Here is a 13,911-nt window from a genome sequence, read left to right on the forward strand (position 1 = left end):
GACGAGGCCCCGGATCCCGCCGCTTCTGTCACACTGTCAGCCACGAGAACAGCTGCCGAGAGGAGGGCGGAGATGCCGTTGATCATGGGAATGAGCATGCTGCTGGCCTGCCAGTTTGCCGGCGAACTGGTGGCGCGGGGGCTCACGCTGCCGATTCCGGGGCCGGTGATTGGCATGGTGATCCTGCTGGTGGCCTTGATGATCCGCGGCAAGGTGCCCTCGAGCCTGCGCCTGACGGGGGAGGGGCTGCTGCGCTACCTGACGCTGCTGTTCGTGCCCGCCGGGGTGGGGTTGATGGTGCACTTCGAGCTGATCGCTGCCGACCTCTGGCCGATCGTGGTGACCCTCGTGGCTTCCACGGCGGTGACCCTGGGCGTGACGGCCTGGGTGCTGGAGCGCCTGCAGCATGGCCATGCCCGGCGCAACGGCCGACCGGGGGGCAAGGCATGAACATCGCCACCTTCGACCAGCTGTGGGTCTACCTCTCGGGGAATCCGTTGCTCTCGCTGCTAGCGACCCTGCTGGTCTTTGCCCTGGCGGTAGGGATCAACCGCGCCGTGGGGGGGACCCCGTTGCTGCACCCGGTCACGCTCTCCATCGTCATGCTGATCGCCCTGCTGCTGCTGGTGGACATGGACTATCGCACCTACTTCGAGGGGGCCCAGTTCATCCACTTCCTGCTGGGGCCGGCCACGGTGGCCCTGGCGATCCCCCTGTACGACCATCGCGAACGGGTCCGGCGCCTGCTGTGGCCGTTGCTGCTGGCCTGCGGGGCGGGGATCTTCACGGCGGTGGCCTCTACCCTGGGGCTGGCCATGCTGCTCGACGCGGGCACCGAGACGCTGCTGTCGCTGGCGCCCCGCTCGGTCACCTCGCCGATCGCCATGGGCATCGCCGAGCAGATCGGCGGGATTCCGTCGCTCGCCGCCGGCCTGGTGCTGTTGACCGGCTCGATTGGCTGCGCCCTGGGGCCCTGGATCTTCCGCCTGCTGCGCATCAAGGACCCGGTGGTGCAGGGCTTCACCCTCGGGCTTGCCGCCCACGGCTTCGGCACCGCCCACGCCTTCGCTCGCCTGGGCGCCGTGGCCGGTGCCTTTTCCGGCCTGGCCATGGGGCTGACGGGCCTGCTGACCGCCTTCCTGTTGCCGCTGATCACTCGCCTCTTCGGCTTCGGCTGAGCCTTGCGCACAGGGGAGGTCCGGACATGGCGTGACTGGATAACCACGTGCGAAAATCGTCTGACCGGGCGAGGCGTGCTGGTACTACACTTCTCGGTTGCACCACTACGCCCTTTTCGAGGGACATCAAGATGTCAACCGCTAGACACGTCGTGCCAGAGCAAGTCTTGCCCGACCCGGTGGTTTCCCCGCCGGCATCGCCCGCTGGTCCCGGTCCGACGCCGATGTCGTGGGTCGAGGCCTCGCTGCCGGTCTGCGACTGGTGGCGCCACCACTGGATGGATGCGACCCATCCGATGATCCGGCTGCAGCAGGCCTGGATGGCCTCGCTGGTCGAGGCGACCCAGCTGGAGGCCGAGTTCCTCTCCATCTGCGCCATGGCAAACAGCAGGGTGGCGAGCTGTTTCGCCGACCCGCGGGCGCTACGTAATCCGGCCGTCCTGAGCCGCTGTTACCAGGACGCCGCGAAGGAGGTGGTCGATGCCCAGGGGGCTAGGATCGACAGGGTGACCCGGCTGCCCAAGGAGTTCCGTCAGCGTCTCTGGGAGGAGATCTGCTGAACTCCCGCCTCGCGGCGATGGTCGCCCCACCAAAAGGACGGCACGGCAGGTGACCCTGCCGTGCCGCTCTCCACCTTGCGTGACGTGCGGGGCCCTGCCCCGGGTATCATCGAGGAGGGCTCAGATCTCCTCCCAGAGACGCTTGCGGAAGTCATGGGAGAGCTCTGCCGCCTTCTGCATCCGCTCCATCTGGGCGTCGGTCACCTCCTTGATGAGCTGCTGGTAGCGCTCCTGCATCTCGGTCGGGGTCTGCGGGGTCTCCCCGTCGAAGGACTGGGCGATCTTCTGGCCGCTTTCGGCAAGTGCCTGGAGGAACTCGGCCTCGAACTGCATGGCATCGGCCATGCTCTGCATCCAGGCCAACTGCATGTGGGCCATGGGCGTGGCCCCCTGACTGAACTGTTTCTGCCACCACTCCAGCACCGGCTGGGTCGCGGCCAGGGCAGGGTTGGCCGTGGTGTCTTTTGGCTTGGTCATGATCGGTCTCCTTCGGTTCCCCTTCGGTTCGCGGAGGGGACTGGGGTCGAATCGGCTCTCATCTTGAGTATAGAAGATGATCGCGGTTTTGTGCGTTGCAGCGAAGGAGAGTTCGTCGTCTGGGACGCGTGGCGTGGAATGCCTCCACGGGTCGCTTCTGTCGGCATGGTCTAGGGTGGTGGGGAGTTCGTCAGCGGTAGAGGGAGGAGAAACGGGATGTGGCAGGCGATCAAGTCAGTGCTGGCGGCCTTTCTGGGGGTGCAGAAGGATGCGAGACGGCGTGAGGATTTCGCGTCCAACCGCCCGGGCACCTTCATCGCGGCGGGGCTGCTCATGGGAGTGGTGTTCGTGGTGCTGGTGGCACTCGTGGCGGTGCTGGCCGCGCGCTGAGCGGCAGCGTTGACGAGCCCGTTTACCTGGCCCCGGACGGCAGGCGTGACGAACTGTCGCACTCTTCTATACTGCTGCAAGCGCTCGCTAATACAACAATGACCCTGAGGAGGCGCCGATGCGCACGTTGCTCGTGTGGATGGCGGGGGGGCTGGCCTCCGCAGCCCTGACCCCGCTCGCGCTGGCCAATGGCTGGAACATGCCGGTTGGCGTCACGGCGGTCAGCCGTGACATCTACTCCCTGCACATGATCATCTTCTGGATCTGCGTGATCATCGGGGTCATCGTCTTCGGGGCGATGTTCTACTCGCTGTTCCGCTATCGCCATTCCCGCGGCGCCAAGGCCGCCACCTTCCACGAGCACACCAGTGTGGAAGTGATCTGGACGGCGATCCCGCTGCTGATCCTGGTGGGCATGGCGGTGCCTGCCACCGCGACCCTCAAGAACATGTATGACACTTCCGAGGCCGATCTCGACATCATGGTCACCGGCCAGCAGTGGCGTTGGCGCTACGAGTACCTGGGCGAGGAGGTCGCCTTCACCTCCAACCTGGGGACGCCCCGCGAGCAGATCAGTGGCGCCGACGAGAAGGGAGAGCACTACCTGCTCGAGGTGGACGAGCCGCTGGTGCTGCCGGTGGGGCAGAAGGTGCGCCTGTTGCTGACCTCCGACGACGTCATCCACTCCTGGTGGGTGCCCGATCTGGCGGTCAAGCAGGACGCCATTCCCGGCTTCGTCAACGAGAACTGGGTGCGCATCGAGGAGCCCGGGATCTATCGCGGCCAGTGTGCCGAGCTGTGCGGCAAGGACCACGCCTTCATGCCGGTGGTGGTCGAGGCCGTCGAGCAGGAGCGCTTCGAAGAATGGCTGGCCGAGCGCAAGGAGGCCGCCGCGCAGGAGGCTCAGGGCGTCGATCGCGAGTGGGGAATGGACGAGCTGATGGAACGTGGCGAGCAGGTCTACGGCTCGGTGTGTGCCACCTGCCACCAGCCGGATGGCAGCGGCAATCCGCCGGCCTTCCCGGCACTGGCCGGCAACCAGCAGATGCTCGATGATCTCGATTGGCATGTCGATACCGTGATCAACGGTGTGTCGGGTGCGGCGATGCCTGCCTTCCGTAGCACACTGAATCCGGTGGAGATTGCCGCGGTGGTCACCTACGAACGCAATGCCTGGGGCAACGAGTCCGGCGACAGCGTGCAACCGTCGGAAATCGCCGAACGCCTCGCCGACCAGGGCGAGTGACCGGCCTTTCCGTTTCTCTTTCGTGATTGCCAACAGGGAGATTTCCGATGGCTTCCCACCTGCCTCCCAAGCCCACCCCGCAGCACAACACGGCCACTGCCGGTGGCATGGCCGAGGCCGGCCATGCCAGGCCCCGCGGGCTGATGCGCTGGCTGCTGACCACCAACCATAAGGAGATCGGTAGCCTCTACCTGATCTTCTCGCTGACCATGTTCTTCATCGGCGGGATCTTCGCCCTGGTGGTGCGGGCCGAGCTGTTCCAGCCCGGCCTGCAGCTGGTGCAGCCCGAGTTCTTCAACCAGATGACCACCATGCACGGCCTGATCATGGTGTTCGGGGCAATCATGCCGGCCTTCGTAGGGCTGGCGAACTGGATGGTGCCGCTGCAGATCGGCGCCCCGGACATGGCCCTGCCGCGCCTGAACAACTTCAGCTTCTGGCTGCTGCCGGTGGCCTTCACGCTGCTGCTCAGCACCCTGCTGATGCCGGGCGGCGGGCCCAACTTCGGCTGGACCTTCTACGCGCCGCTCTCCACCACCTACGCGCCGCCGTCCACCACCTTCTTCATCCTCTCGCTGCATATCGCCGGCATCAGCTCGATCCTCGGTGCCATCAACATCATCGCCACCATCCTCAACCTGCGTGCGCCGGGGATGCGCATGATGGACATGCCGCTGTTCGTGTGGACCTGGCTGATCACCGCCTTCCTGCTGATCGCGGTGATGCCGGTGCTGGCCGGGGTGATCACCATGATGCTGATGGACATCAACTTCGGCACTAGCTTCTTCAACGCGGCCGGCGGCGGTGACCCGGTACTGTTCCAGCACCTGTTCTGGTTCTTCGGGCATCCCGAGGTCTACATCATGATCCTGCCGGCCTTCGGCATCGTCTCGGCGATCATCCCGACCTTCTCCCGCAAGCGGCTGTTCGGTTACGCCTCCATGGTCTATGCCACGGCAGCGATCGCCATCCTCTCCTTCCTGGTCTGGGCCCACCACATGTTCGTGGTCGGACTGCCGCTGGTGGCTGAGCTGTTCTTCATGTACACCACCATGCTGATCGCGGTGCCCACCGGGGTGAAGGTCTTCAACTGGGTGGCGACGATGTTCCGCGGCTCGATCAGCTTCGAGCCGCCGATGCTGTTTGCCCTGGCCTTCGTGGTGCAGTTCACCGTGGGGGGGTTCTCGGGGCTGATGCTGGCCATCTCGCCGGCCGACTTCCAGTATCACGACACCTACTTCGTGGTGGCCCACTTCCATTACGTGCTGGTGCCCGGGGCGCTGTTCGCGATCCTGGCAGGCGCCTACTACTGGCTGCCCAAGTGGACCGGCCACTACCCGCACCTGCGCCTCTCCCAGTGGCACTTCTGGCTGTCGGTGATCGGCGTGAACCTGACCTTCTTCCCGATGCACTTCTCGGGGCTCGCCGGCATGCCGCGGCGCATCCCCGACTATGCGCTGCAGTTCGCCGACTTCAATGTGGCCTCGAGCCTCGGCGCCTTCCTGTTCGGCGCCTCCCAGCTGCTCTTCGTGCTGGTGATCATCAAGTGCGTGCGCGGTGGCGAGAAGGCCCCGGCCAAGGCCTGGGAGGGCGCCGAGGACCTGGAGTGGAGCGTGCCGAGCCCGGCACCGCTGCATACCTTCGAGACGCCCCCGGACTTCCATCCCCATCGGCAGCACTGAGCAGCGTCGGCAGCGACGCGGGAGGCAGGCATGGCCAGCCATGACGAACAGGCAACCGGGCGCGAAGGGGTGCGCCGGACCGTGACCCGCACCCTGGTGGTGCTGGCCGGCATGTTCGCCTTCGCCTTCGCGCTGGTGCCGCTCTATGACGTCTTCTGCGAGGTCACCGGCCTCAACGGCAAGACCAGCAACAGCGCCCAGATGCTGGTGCACGAGGAGGTCGACACCTCGCGGATGGTAACGGTGCAGTTCATCACCCGGGCGAGCGCCGGCCTGCCCTGGGAGCTCGACGTGCAGACGCGCCAGGTCCGGGTCCATCCGGGACAGAGCAACGAGGTGTCCTTCACCTTCCGCAACCGGGGGGGCGAGGCGAGCCGGGCGAGGGCAGTGCCCAGTGTCTCTCCCTCGGAGGCCTCGGTGCACCTGCGCAAGCTGAGCTGCTTCTGCTTCCAGGAGCAGCGCCTGGAGGGCGGCGAGCGACTGGAGGCACCGCTGGTCTTCCAGCTGACCCGGGACCTGCCGGCCGACATCAAGACGGTGACCCTGGTCTACACCCTCTATCCCGTGCAGCCGGCGCAGGCAGCGGTGTTGCCCCGCGGGCCGTTCAAAGAAGGAGACAGCGCATGAGTGGTGGCAGCTACTATGTTCCGGAGTCCAGCAAGTGGCCCATCCTGGCGTCGCTGGCGCTGGGGGCGATGATGATCGGCACCGGCACGTTGCTGGTGCATGGTGCGGCCGGCATGCCGGTCATGGCGCTCGGCCTGGTCGGGGTGCTGGCGGTGATGGCACTGTGGTTCCGCGATGTCGTCCTCGAGTCCCGGGGCGGGCTCTACGATGACCAGATGGACCGCTCCTTCCGCTGGGGGATGGGCTGGTTCATCTTCTCGGAGGTGATGTTCTTCGCTGCCTTCTTCGGCGCGCTCTTCTATGTGCGGACCTTTGCGCTGCCCTGGCTCGACGGCGAGGGCGCCAAGGGGGTGGCGGCCCTGCTGTGGCCGGACTTCACCGCCAGCTGGCCGCTGCTCAACCCGCCGGATGCTTCCATCGAGGGGCCGACGGAGACCTTCAGTCCCTGGCACCTGCCGCTGGTCAATACCCTGATCCTGGTCTCCTCCAGCATCACGCTGACCATCGCCCACGAGGGCATCAAGGAAGGGTTCCGCGACAGTGCCCGCTTCTGGCTCTCGGTGACCGTGCTGCTGGGGCTATGCTTCATCACCATCCAGGGAGTGGAGTATTACGAGGCCTATGCCCACTACGGGATCACCCTGCAGGCGGGCATCTATGGCGCCACCTTCTTCCTGCTTACCGGCTTCCACGGGCTGCACGTGATCATCGGCACCATCATCCTGGCGGTGATGCTGGTACGGGTATTCCGCGGGCACTTCACGGCCGATGACCACTTCGGCTTCGAGGCGGCGGCCTGGTACTGGCACTTCGTCGACGTGGTCTGGATCGGGCTGTTCATCTTCGTCTATGTGTTCTGAGGCTAGAGGCCGAGGTCGCCGAAATAGAAGCCGTAGCCCAGCAGGGCGAGCAGCAGGGTGGCCAGGGCCACCCGGACCTTGAGGGAGATCAGCACCCGCCGTGAGCGGCTGCCGTCCCGGACCAGGAAGCCGGCACCCACGGCCAGGCTGGTCACCATGGCCAGGAAGACAAGGGCAATCGATATCTTGAGTAACATTCACGGCTCCCGTAGAGGATCGACATCCGGCGCGCATCGCGGCCCCTCAGCGACACGTCGGATGGGCTGGTGGGGGTTCTGGTCCTGCCTGGTGGTGCTGGGCCTCGCACTGGGACTATGGCAGTGGGAGCGTGCTGCGGACAAGCGCGACTACCTGGCCCGCCTGGCCGCCGCGCCGCGCATCGAGTCGCCGGCGTCGGCTCCGCCCGAAGGCGCGCAGCTGGTCCTGACGGGCGAATACCTCGCCGAGGAGACGCTGTTCCTCGACAATCGCACCCATGAGGGGCGCCTCGGCGTGGCGCCACTGAGCCCGTTTCGTGACGTCGAGGGCAGGCTGTGGCTGGTCCAGCGCGGCTTCCTGCCGACCGGCCCCAGCCGGGCGGCCCCCTCGGTGGAGACGCCCGAGGGCAGGGTGACCCTGGAAGGCCGCTGGCAGACGGCCGGCGAGGCGGCACCGCTGTTCGGCCCCAACCGGGAGGGCACCCGCCTGCAGCGCATCGACCTCTCGGCCTGGAACCTGGAATCGGCATTCGTGCACCCCGGCTGGCTGCACCTCGAGCAGGGGCCGGGCCATCTAGAATCCTGGTGGCAGCCCAGCGTCGTGCCGCCGGAGCGCCACCTGGGCTATGCCCTGCAATGGTGGGGGCTGGCCCTGGCCGCCCTGGTGATCATGCTGGTGGGCGCCCGCCGCCAGGCTCGCCGCCCCGACCCGAAGTCCATTCCGAGCAAGGAGACCCCACGATGACCCACGCCGGACGCCAGCGCCTCAAGCTGTTGGCCTTCTTCGCGATCTTCGCCCTGCCGGTGGCCGTGGCCTGGGGCATGGTGGAGTGGCGCATCGGCATCCCCGAGGAGCGCACGGCCCATGGCGAGCTGCAACCTTCGTTGCCCCTCCTGGCGCAGTGGCCGTTGTCGTCCGTGGAGAAGCAGGGGGAGGGCGACTGGCTGCTGGCCTTCGACTGCCCAGAGGCGTGTGACGACAACGCCGACCGCTGGTGGCGGCTGCACCGCGCCCTGGGGCGCGAGGCCGACCGGGTCAGTCGCCTGCGCATCGGCGGTGGCGGCGAGCCGCTTCCCGGCGCAGCCGTGGCACGCTGGACCGGAGAGGCCGGCTGGCGCGCTCCCCATCGCCTGTGGATCCTCGACCCCGAGGGTCGTCCGGTGCTCGGCTATGCCCCGGATGTCGCGACTGCCGACGTGCTCGACGACCTGCGACGCCTGCTGCGCATGAACCCCGAGCCTCCCATGGCACGGTTCGACCAGGCCTCGAGCGTGGTGGGAGGTGGCGCCGATGGCGAGTAGCGCGTTGGCCACCGGCGATGCGAGCCGCCGTCGATGGCTGGTGGGGTTGAGCCTGGCAGGAGTCGTCTTCACCGCCGTGGTGGTGCTGGTAGGGGCCTGGACGCGGCTGGTGGATGCCGGCCTGGGGTGTCCCGACTGGCCGGGGTGCTACGGGGCCCTGGTGGTGCCGGATGCCGAACGGGCGCTGGCGCACACCCCCGAGGTGCCCCTGGAGTCCGCCAAGGCCTGGGTGGAGATGGTGCACCGCTATCTGGCCTCGACCCTTGGGCTTGTGGTCATCGCCCTGGTGGCCTTGGGCGCGCGGTGGCGCCGGGAAGCGGGCTATCCCTGGGTCACCAGCCTGGCGTTGCTGGCGATGATCCTGCTGCAGGGCGCGTTCGGTGCCTTCACGGTGACCCTCAAGCTGTGGCCGCAGGTGGTCACCCTGCACCTGCTGGGTGGTCTGACGGTGATGGTGCTGTTCCTGTGGTTGCATCTGCGCCTGCGGCGGTTCGCATCAAGCGCGGGCAGGGCGGGCAGGGCGGGCAGGTACCGGCGCCTGACACCGCTGTGGGGGCTGGCGGTGCTGTTGCTGGTGTCGCAGCTGGCACTGGGTGGCTGGACCTCGAGCAACTATGCCGGGATCGCCTGCCAGGGCTTTCCCACCTGCAACGGCCAGTGGTGGCCGGCGTTGGACTGGAGTGAGGGCTTCCACCTGACCCAGATGGTGGGTCCCAACTACCTGCACGGCCAGTTGCATGCCGAGGCGCGCAGTGCCATCCAGGTCGGGCACCGGCTCGGAGCCCTTGCCCTGGGCCTGAGCCTGCTGCTGCTTGCCTGGCGCCATCGGCGAGCAGCGGAGATGCGCCCCTGGCTGGCCTTGCTGGGCGGGGCCTATGGTGCACAGGTGGTGGTGGGCATTGCCAACGTGCTGGCCTGGCTGCCCCTGTGGCTGGCCCTGCTGCATACCGCCGGGGCGGTGCTGCTGGTCGTGGCCATGACCCTGGCCCTGTGGCACTGGCGCTGGTCGACGACCCTCGAACCGATGGGTGCCCGGGATACTGCAACGAAGGAGGAGTTGGCGCATGTCTGAAGTCATGATGGAGCGTGGGACGGTCGGCCATCTCGCTGGCTGGGGCTGGCGAGACCTCTACACGCTGTGCAAGCCCCGGGTCGTGGCGGTGATGCTGGTCTGCACCCTGGTCGGCATGCTGCTGGCCGCGCCGCTGCCGGACCCCGGGGCCGTGATCTTCGGCCTGGTCGGCATCGGCCTGGCCGCCGGTGGCGCCGCGGCGTTCAACCATGTGGTCGACCGCCGCCTGGATGCGCTGATGCTGCGCACCGCCCGCCGCCCGCTGGCGACCCAGCGCATGCCCACGCCGCTGGCCCTGGCCTGGGCGACCCTGCTCTCGGCCTGCGGCATCGGGCTGCTGGCCTGGCAGGTGAACCTGCTGACGGCCTGGCTGACCCTGGGCTCGCTGATCGGCTATGCCCTTATCTATACCGCCTTCCTCAAGCATGCCACGCCGCAGAACATCGTCATCGGCGGGGTCGCGGGGGCCGCGCCGCCGCTGCTGGGCTGGACCGCGGTCACCGGGCAGCTGGGCCCCGAGCCGCTGCTGCTGATGCTGATCATCTTCGCCTGGACGCCGCCGCACTTCTGGGCGCTGGCGATCCACAAGCGCGACGAGTATGCCCGTGCCGGGGTGCCGATGCTGCCGGTTACCCATGGCGAGGCCTTCACCCGGTTGCAGGTGTGGCTCTATGGCTGGCTGACCGTGGCGGTGACCCTGCTGCCCTTCACCATCGGCATGAGCGGTGTGCTCTACCTGGTGGGGGTGACGGCGCTCAACCTGCGCTTCATGGTGTGGAACTGGCGGGTCTGGCGCGGCCATGACCCCCAGGCCCCCCTGGCGGCCTTCTGGTTTTCCATCCGCTACATCCTCGGCGTCTTCGGCGTGCTGCTGCTGGACCACTACGGCGCCGCCTGGATGCTGGCCGGCTGAGGCACTGTGGGGACATCGGGTTACCCCCCCTGGAGGCAGCGAGCCCGGCCGGATGGCCGGGCTCGTCACGTTCTGGGCACCGAGGTCCACCTACCAGAGCGTGATGATCAGGAAGTAGGCCATCAGGGTCACCAGCACCGTGCTGATCAGGTTGAGCACGAAGCCGGCACGGATCATCGACTGGATCTTCATGTGGCCGGTGGCGAAGACGATCGCATTGGGCGGCGTGGCCACCGGCATCATGAAGGCGCAGCTGGCGGCAATGGCGGCCGGCACCGTAATCAGCAGTGGCGAGATGTCCAGCGACAGGGCGAGGGCACCGAGCAGCGGCAGGAAGGCGGCGGCGGTGGCGGTATTGGAGGTCACCTCGGTGAGGAAGATGATCACCAGCACCACCACGCCGACCATTGCCAGCAGCGGGAAGGTGCCGAACACCCCGAGCTGCTGGGCGATCCACTCCGCCAGGCCCGAACGGCTGATCGAGCCGGCCAGGGCCAGGCCACCACCGAACAGCAGCAGGATCCCCCAGGGCAGCTCGCGTGCCGACTCCCAGTCCATCAGGCGTACCCCGGGCTCGCGGCCGGCCGGCACCAGGAACAGCGCAATGCCGGCGATGATGGCAATGCCCGTATCGGAGAGCCAGTCGAGCCCGGCGTCATTGAGCAGCGGACGCAGCATCCAGGTCACCGCGGCGAGCAGGAAGACGAGGCCCACCCGTCGCTCGGCGGAGCTGGTCCGACCGAGCTTGGCCAGCTCGTCGCGGACCATGCCGGCACTGTCCTCTCCGGTGTCCAGGGCGAAACCGCGGCGAGTCAGCCACCACCAGGCACTGACCATCATGGCGACACTGATCGGCAGGCCGATCATCATCCACTGGGCGAAGCCGATGTCGATGCCGCGGTCCTCGGCCAGGTAGCCGGCCAGCAGGGCATTCGGCGGCGTGCCGATCAGGGTGGCCACGCCGCCGATGCTGGCGGAGTAGGCGATGGCCAGCAGCAGTGCCGTGGCGTAGCGGCGCAGTTCCTCCGGATCGCTGCTGTCCAGCAGGCTGACCACCGACATGCCGATCGGCAGCATCATGATGGCCGTGGCCGTGTTGGACACCCACATGCTGAGAAAGCCCGTGGCCAGCATGAAACCGCCGATCTGCTGGCGCGGCTTGTGGCCGACCAGGCGCAGCACGTGAAGGGCGATGCGCCTATGCAGGTTCCAGCGCTGCATGGCGATGCCGAGCAGGAAGCCGCCGAGGAACAGGTAGATGATCGGGTTGGCATAGCTGGCGGCCGTCTCGCTCATGCCGCCGATCCCCAGTGCCGGCACCAGGGCCAGCGGCAGCAGCGAGGTGGCGGGGATCGGGATCGCTTCGGTGGACCACCAGGTGGCCATCAGCAGGGCGAGTCCCACGCAGGCCCAGGCCGGTTCGGCCATGCCGGCCGGGGTGGGCAGTACCAGGGTCATCAGCACCCAGAGGGGGCCCAGCCACAGGCCGATGCGCGCGGAGAGGGGAGGCGCCGAAGGGGGCTCGTGAGAGGTGTCGCGGGTGGGCATCATCGCTCCTTGCGGGGTGGGAGGGGAGGAGATAATACGCAGATTGCAGATGTCGTGCAGGGCCCGGTATGCAACACGGCGCCTTCATCTCGGTCACAATCATCACGGCTGTTAATTTTGGGAGGCAACCTGATCGTGTATAATATTTGTACATGCACTGAACCGACTGGGATACGCCCATGACCTCTACCTTGGCACTGACGCTTCTCGGCCTGGCACTGGCCATCATCGCCGGCCTCGGGGCCTACGCCTTCACCCTCTGGAAGGAGGTTCGGCGGCGCAAGGCCTTCCGCGAGGAGGAACTGCAGCGCGCCCATCAGAATTGCCTGGAGAACCTCGGGATGGTCGCCTCGGCGCTGGTCCAGGAGCAGGTCGATATCACCGAGGGTAGCTGGCGCTGCAAGGTGCTGCTGGAGATCCTCGACCAGCGGCTGACCGAGCGCCCCGATTTCCGCGCCTTCGACGAGGTGCATCAGCGCACCCGCCACCTGCATACCCACTCCGCCCGCCAGGCGCTCAGCCCCCGCGAACGCGTCCGCGAGGATCGCGAGCGACTGGCCGTGGAGGAGGAGTTCCGGGAGCCGGTGCTCAAGGCGGCAGCGGCGGTGATGGAGTTCCGTCGGGGCTGGCCAGGCAGCCTGCACTGAGCGCTGCAGGCCAGTCGCCGCGACCGTCACGCGTCGCCCTTCTGTGCGGTGGCGCACCATCCTTCGATTGCATCCACCCGTTCTCTGCGGCAAGCTTGTCGCGTCACGTAGATGGCTGATATCTGGCTGGAGGCCACGGCCATCGGTGGACCTGACTGGCCGAGACGGCACTTCCGTGCTTTCTTGGTAAGTGCAGGAAGCGGGTCGGGGACCGCTTCCCTAGGGTCATTCCTCGGAACCCCGGGTGATATCGGCATTTGCCTGCCACCCGGGATGACGTCAAGAAGAAGGAGTCTTACATGAAAAAATCCACGACTGGCTTGTTGCTCGGTTCCGCGCTGGTGGTCGGCCTGTCCGGCTGTGCCAGCTCCGCTTCCCAATCCGGTGATGGCGCCTCTGCCTCATCCGATCGCGCCTGGTACCAGCACCCGACCGTCTGCGGCCTGGCCGGCGGCCTGATCGGCGGCGGCATCGGCTACGGCACCAGTGGCGAGTCCGATGAGGACCAGGGGGCGGCCATCGGCGCCACTGCGGGTGCCACCATCGGTGCCATGCTGTGTGCCGATACCTCGCCGGCACCGGTCGAGCCGGCGCCGCGCGATACCGACGGTGACGGCGTCATCGATGCCAATGACGAGTGCCCGGGAACCCCGGCCGGCGTGGCCGTGGATGCCGTGGGCTGTCCGCTGGACTCCGACAACGATGGCGTGCCGGACTACCAGGACCAGTGCCCGGGAACCCCGGCCGGTGCCGAGGTCAATGCCCTGGGCTGCGAGGAGGACCTGGTGCTGCGTGACGTCAACTTCGAGTTCGACTCCGCGACTCTGACCATGGGCGCCGAGCAGATCCTCGACGGCGTGGCCGAGAAACTGCGGGCCAACGAGAACGTTCGCGTGCGCATCGAGGGTCACACCGACTCCGTGGGCAGCGATGCCTACAACCAGGACCTGTCCCAGCGTCGTGCCGATTCTGTCGCCGACTACCTGGCCAGCCAGGGTGTCTCGAGTGATCGCATGCGCACCATCGGTTACGGCGAGTCCCAGCCGGTTGCCACCAACGACACCGATGCGGGCCGTGCCGAGAACCGTCGCGTGGAGCTGGGCGAGTGGGAGTGATCCTGCCCTGACCCGGCCCATGGCCCCGGGCGCGTCCCGGGGCTGACGGCAGAAAGAGAAAGAGAGAAGGCGCCTTCCGGGCGCCTTCTCTCGTGTT

17 protein-coding genes are annotated in these 13,911 nt (G+C 67.3%); 14 read left to right on the forward strand and 3 right to left on the reverse strand.

What is annotated here, in order from left to right:
• Positions 1-72: 72 nt before the first annotated feature.
• The 3 genes from P8934_RS08970 to P8934_RS08980 all read left to right on the forward strand — a co-directional run bounded on the left by P8934_RS08970 (position 73) and on the right by P8934_RS08980 (position 1,738).
• Positions 73-450, forward strand: a complete 378-nt coding sequence (locus tag P8934_RS08970; RefSeq protein ID WP_278033881.1) for a CidA/LrgA family protein — start codon at positions 73-75, stop codon at positions 448-450.
• Positions 447-1,178, forward strand: coding sequence for an LrgB family protein (locus P8934_RS08975; RefSeq protein ID WP_278033882.1), 732 nt, complete (start codon positions 447-449; stop codon positions 1,176-1,178). Before P8934_RS08970 ends, P8934_RS08975 begins: the two co-directional genes overlap by 4 nt.
• 224 nt (positions 1,179-1,402) lie before the next feature.
• Positions 1,403-1,738, forward strand: a complete 336-nt coding sequence (locus P8934_RS08980) for a hypothetical protein (RefSeq protein ID WP_278033883.1) — start codon at positions 1,403-1,405, stop codon at positions 1,736-1,738.
• A 120-nt stretch (positions 1,739-1,858) separates the two neighbouring features.
• On the opposite strand, the gene P8934_RS08985 is transcribed toward P8934_RS08980, so the two are convergent.
• Positions 1,859-2,215 (reverse strand): hypothetical protein, encoded by a 357-nt coding sequence (locus P8934_RS08985; protein ID WP_278033884.1) that lies wholly within the window; start codon positions 2,213-2,215, stop codon positions 1,859-1,861.
• Positions 2,216-2,431: 216 nt separating this feature from the next.
• Between P8934_RS08985 and P8934_RS08990 the strand changes: the two genes are divergently transcribed.
• From P8934_RS08990 to P8934_RS09010, 5 genes are all read left to right on the forward strand, one after another.
• Positions 2,432-2,605 (forward strand): DUF2970 domain-containing protein, encoded by a 174-nt coding sequence (locus tag P8934_RS08990; RefSeq protein WP_106230980.1) that lies wholly within the window; start codon positions 2,432-2,434, stop codon positions 2,603-2,605.
• A 118-nt stretch (positions 2,606-2,723) separates the two neighbouring features.
• Entirely contained in the window at positions 2,724-3,851 is a 1,128-nt protein-coding gene (gene coxB / locus P8934_RS08995; protein WP_278033885.1) for a cytochrome c oxidase subunit II, read from the forward strand.
• A 47-nt stretch (positions 3,852-3,898) separates the two neighbouring features.
• Positions 3,899-5,533, forward strand: coding sequence for a cytochrome c oxidase subunit I (ctaD, locus tag P8934_RS09000; protein WP_278033886.1), 1,635 nt, complete (start codon positions 3,899-3,901; stop codon positions 5,531-5,533).
• 30 nt (positions 5,534-5,563) lie between these two features.
• Positions 5,564-6,160, forward strand: a complete 597-nt coding sequence (locus tag P8934_RS09005; protein ID WP_278033887.1) for a cytochrome c oxidase assembly protein — start codon at positions 5,564-5,566, stop codon at positions 6,158-6,160.
• Positions 6,157-7,020, forward strand: coding sequence for a cytochrome c oxidase subunit 3 (locus P8934_RS09010; protein WP_278033888.1), 864 nt, complete (start codon positions 6,157-6,159; stop codon positions 7,018-7,020). The genes P8934_RS09005 and P8934_RS09010 overlap by 4 nt, the downstream gene beginning before the upstream one ends.
• Positions 7,021-7,022: 2 nt before the next feature.
• On the opposite strand, the gene P8934_RS09015 is transcribed toward P8934_RS09010, so the two are convergent.
• A complete protein-coding gene (locus P8934_RS09015; RefSeq protein WP_106230975.1) occupies positions 7,023-7,217 on the reverse strand; it encodes a DUF2909 family protein in 195 nt (64 codons plus the stop codon).
• Positions 7,218-7,278: 61 nt separating this feature from the next.
• Between P8934_RS09015 and P8934_RS09020 the strand changes: the two genes are divergently transcribed.
• Genes P8934_RS09020 through cyoE form a run of 4 tightly spaced genes read left to right on the forward strand, consistent with a single transcriptional unit; the run spans position 7,279 to position 10,504 of the window.
• Positions 7,279-7,962 (forward strand): SURF1 family protein, encoded by a 684-nt coding sequence (locus P8934_RS09020; protein WP_278033889.1) that lies wholly within the window; start codon positions 7,279-7,281, stop codon positions 7,960-7,962.
• Entirely contained in the window at positions 7,959-8,519 is a 561-nt protein-coding gene (locus tag P8934_RS09025; RefSeq protein ID WP_278033890.1) for a hypothetical protein, read from the forward strand. The genes P8934_RS09020 and P8934_RS09025 overlap by 4 nt, the downstream gene beginning before the upstream one ends.
• Positions 8,509-9,591: a COX15/CtaA family protein gene (locus P8934_RS09030; RefSeq protein ID WP_278033891.1), complete on the forward strand. Its 1,083-nt coding sequence runs from the start codon at positions 8,509-8,511 to the stop codon at positions 9,589-9,591. Before P8934_RS09025 ends, P8934_RS09030 begins: the two co-directional genes overlap by 11 nt.
• Entirely contained in the window at positions 9,584-10,504 is a 921-nt protein-coding gene (gene cyoE, locus P8934_RS09035) for a heme o synthase (RefSeq protein ID WP_278033892.1), read from the forward strand. Before P8934_RS09030 ends, cyoE begins: the two co-directional genes overlap by 8 nt.
• A gap of 90 nt (positions 10,505-10,594) precedes the next feature.
• On the opposite strand, the gene P8934_RS09040 is transcribed toward cyoE, so the two are convergent.
• On the reverse strand, positions 10,595-12,052 hold the full coding sequence (locus P8934_RS09040; protein ID WP_278033893.1) for a DASS family sodium-coupled anion symporter: 1,458 nt from the start codon (positions 12,050-12,052) through the stop codon (positions 10,595-10,597).
• 179 nt (positions 12,053-12,231) lie between these two features.
• On the opposite strand from P8934_RS09040, the gene P8934_RS09045 reads away from it, so the two are divergent.
• Positions 12,232-12,699: a DUF2489 domain-containing protein gene (locus tag P8934_RS09045; protein WP_278033894.1), complete on the forward strand. Its 468-nt coding sequence runs from the start codon at positions 12,232-12,234 to the stop codon at positions 12,697-12,699.
• A gap of 299 nt (positions 12,700-12,998) precedes the next feature.
• Positions 12,999-13,814: an OmpA family protein gene (locus P8934_RS09050; protein WP_278033895.1), complete on the forward strand. Its 816-nt coding sequence runs from the start codon at positions 12,999-13,001 to the stop codon at positions 13,812-13,814.
• Positions 13,815-13,911: the final 97 nt, after the last annotated feature.

Source organism: Halomonas sp. CKK8, from assembly GCF_029625235.1.
GTDB lineage: Bacteria > Pseudomonadota > Gammaproteobacteria > Pseudomonadales > Halomonadaceae > Halomonas > Halomonas ventosae.

What these genes read in the sequence shown, in the direction of transcription:
- P8934_RS09015 (WP_106230975.1), bottom strand. Translation starts at nt 7,217, where the DNA reads ATGTTACTCAAGATATCGATTGCCCTTGTCTTCCTGGCCATGGTGACC.
- P8934_RS09010 (WP_278033888.1), top strand. Translation starts at nt 6,157, where the DNA reads ATGAGTGGTGGCAGCTACTATGTTCCGGAGTCCAGCAAGTGGCCCATC.
- cyoE (WP_278033892.1), top strand. Translation starts at nt 9,584, where the DNA reads ATGTCTGAAGTCATGATGGAGCGTGGGACGGTCGGCCATCTCGCTGGC.
- P8934_RS08970 (WP_278033881.1), top strand. Translation starts at nt 73, where the DNA reads ATGCCGTTGATCATGGGAATGAGCATGCTGCTGGCCTGCCAGTTTGCC.
- P8934_RS08980 (WP_278033883.1), top strand. Translation starts at nt 1,403, where the DNA reads ATGTCGTGGGTCGAGGCCTCGCTGCCGGTCTGCGACTGGTGGCGCCAC.
- P8934_RS08985 (WP_278033884.1), bottom strand. Translation starts at nt 2,215, where the DNA reads ATGACCAAGCCAAAAGACACCACGGCCAACCCTGCCCTGGCCGCGACC.
- P8934_RS09005 (WP_278033887.1), top strand. Translation starts at nt 5,564, where the DNA reads ATGGCCAGCCATGACGAACAGGCAACCGGGCGCGAAGGGGTGCGCCGG.
- P8934_RS08975 (WP_278033882.1), top strand. Translation starts at nt 447, where the DNA reads ATGAACATCGCCACCTTCGACCAGCTGTGGGTCTACCTCTCGGGGAAT.
- P8934_RS09050 (WP_278033895.1), top strand. Translation starts at nt 12,999, where the DNA reads ATGAAAAAATCCACGACTGGCTTGTTGCTCGGTTCCGCGCTGGTGGTC.
- P8934_RS09040 (WP_278033893.1), bottom strand. Translation starts at nt 12,052, where the DNA reads ATGCCCACCCGCGACACCTCTCACGAGCCCCCTTCGGCGCCTCCCCTC.
- ctaD (WP_278033886.1), top strand. Translation starts at nt 3,899, where the DNA reads ATGGCTTCCCACCTGCCTCCCAAGCCCACCCCGCAGCACAACACGGCC.
- P8934_RS09045 (WP_278033894.1), top strand. Translation starts at nt 12,232, where the DNA reads ATGACCTCTACCTTGGCACTGACGCTTCTCGGCCTGGCACTGGCCATC.
- P8934_RS09030 (WP_278033891.1), top strand. Translation starts at nt 8,509, where the DNA reads ATGGCGAGTAGCGCGTTGGCCACCGGCGATGCGAGCCGCCGTCGATGG.
- coxB (WP_278033885.1), top strand. Translation starts at nt 2,724, where the DNA reads ATGCGCACGTTGCTCGTGTGGATGGCGGGGGGGCTGGCCTCCGCAGCC.
- P8934_RS09025 (WP_278033890.1), top strand. Translation starts at nt 7,959, where the DNA reads ATGACCCACGCCGGACGCCAGCGCCTCAAGCTGTTGGCCTTCTTCGCG.
- P8934_RS08990 (WP_106230980.1), top strand. Translation starts at nt 2,432, where the DNA reads ATGTGGCAGGCGATCAAGTCAGTGCTGGCGGCCTTTCTGGGGGTGCAG.
- P8934_RS09020 (WP_278033889.1), top strand. Translation starts at nt 7,279, where the DNA reads ATGGGCTGGTGGGGGTTCTGGTCCTGCCTGGTGGTGCTGGGCCTCGCA.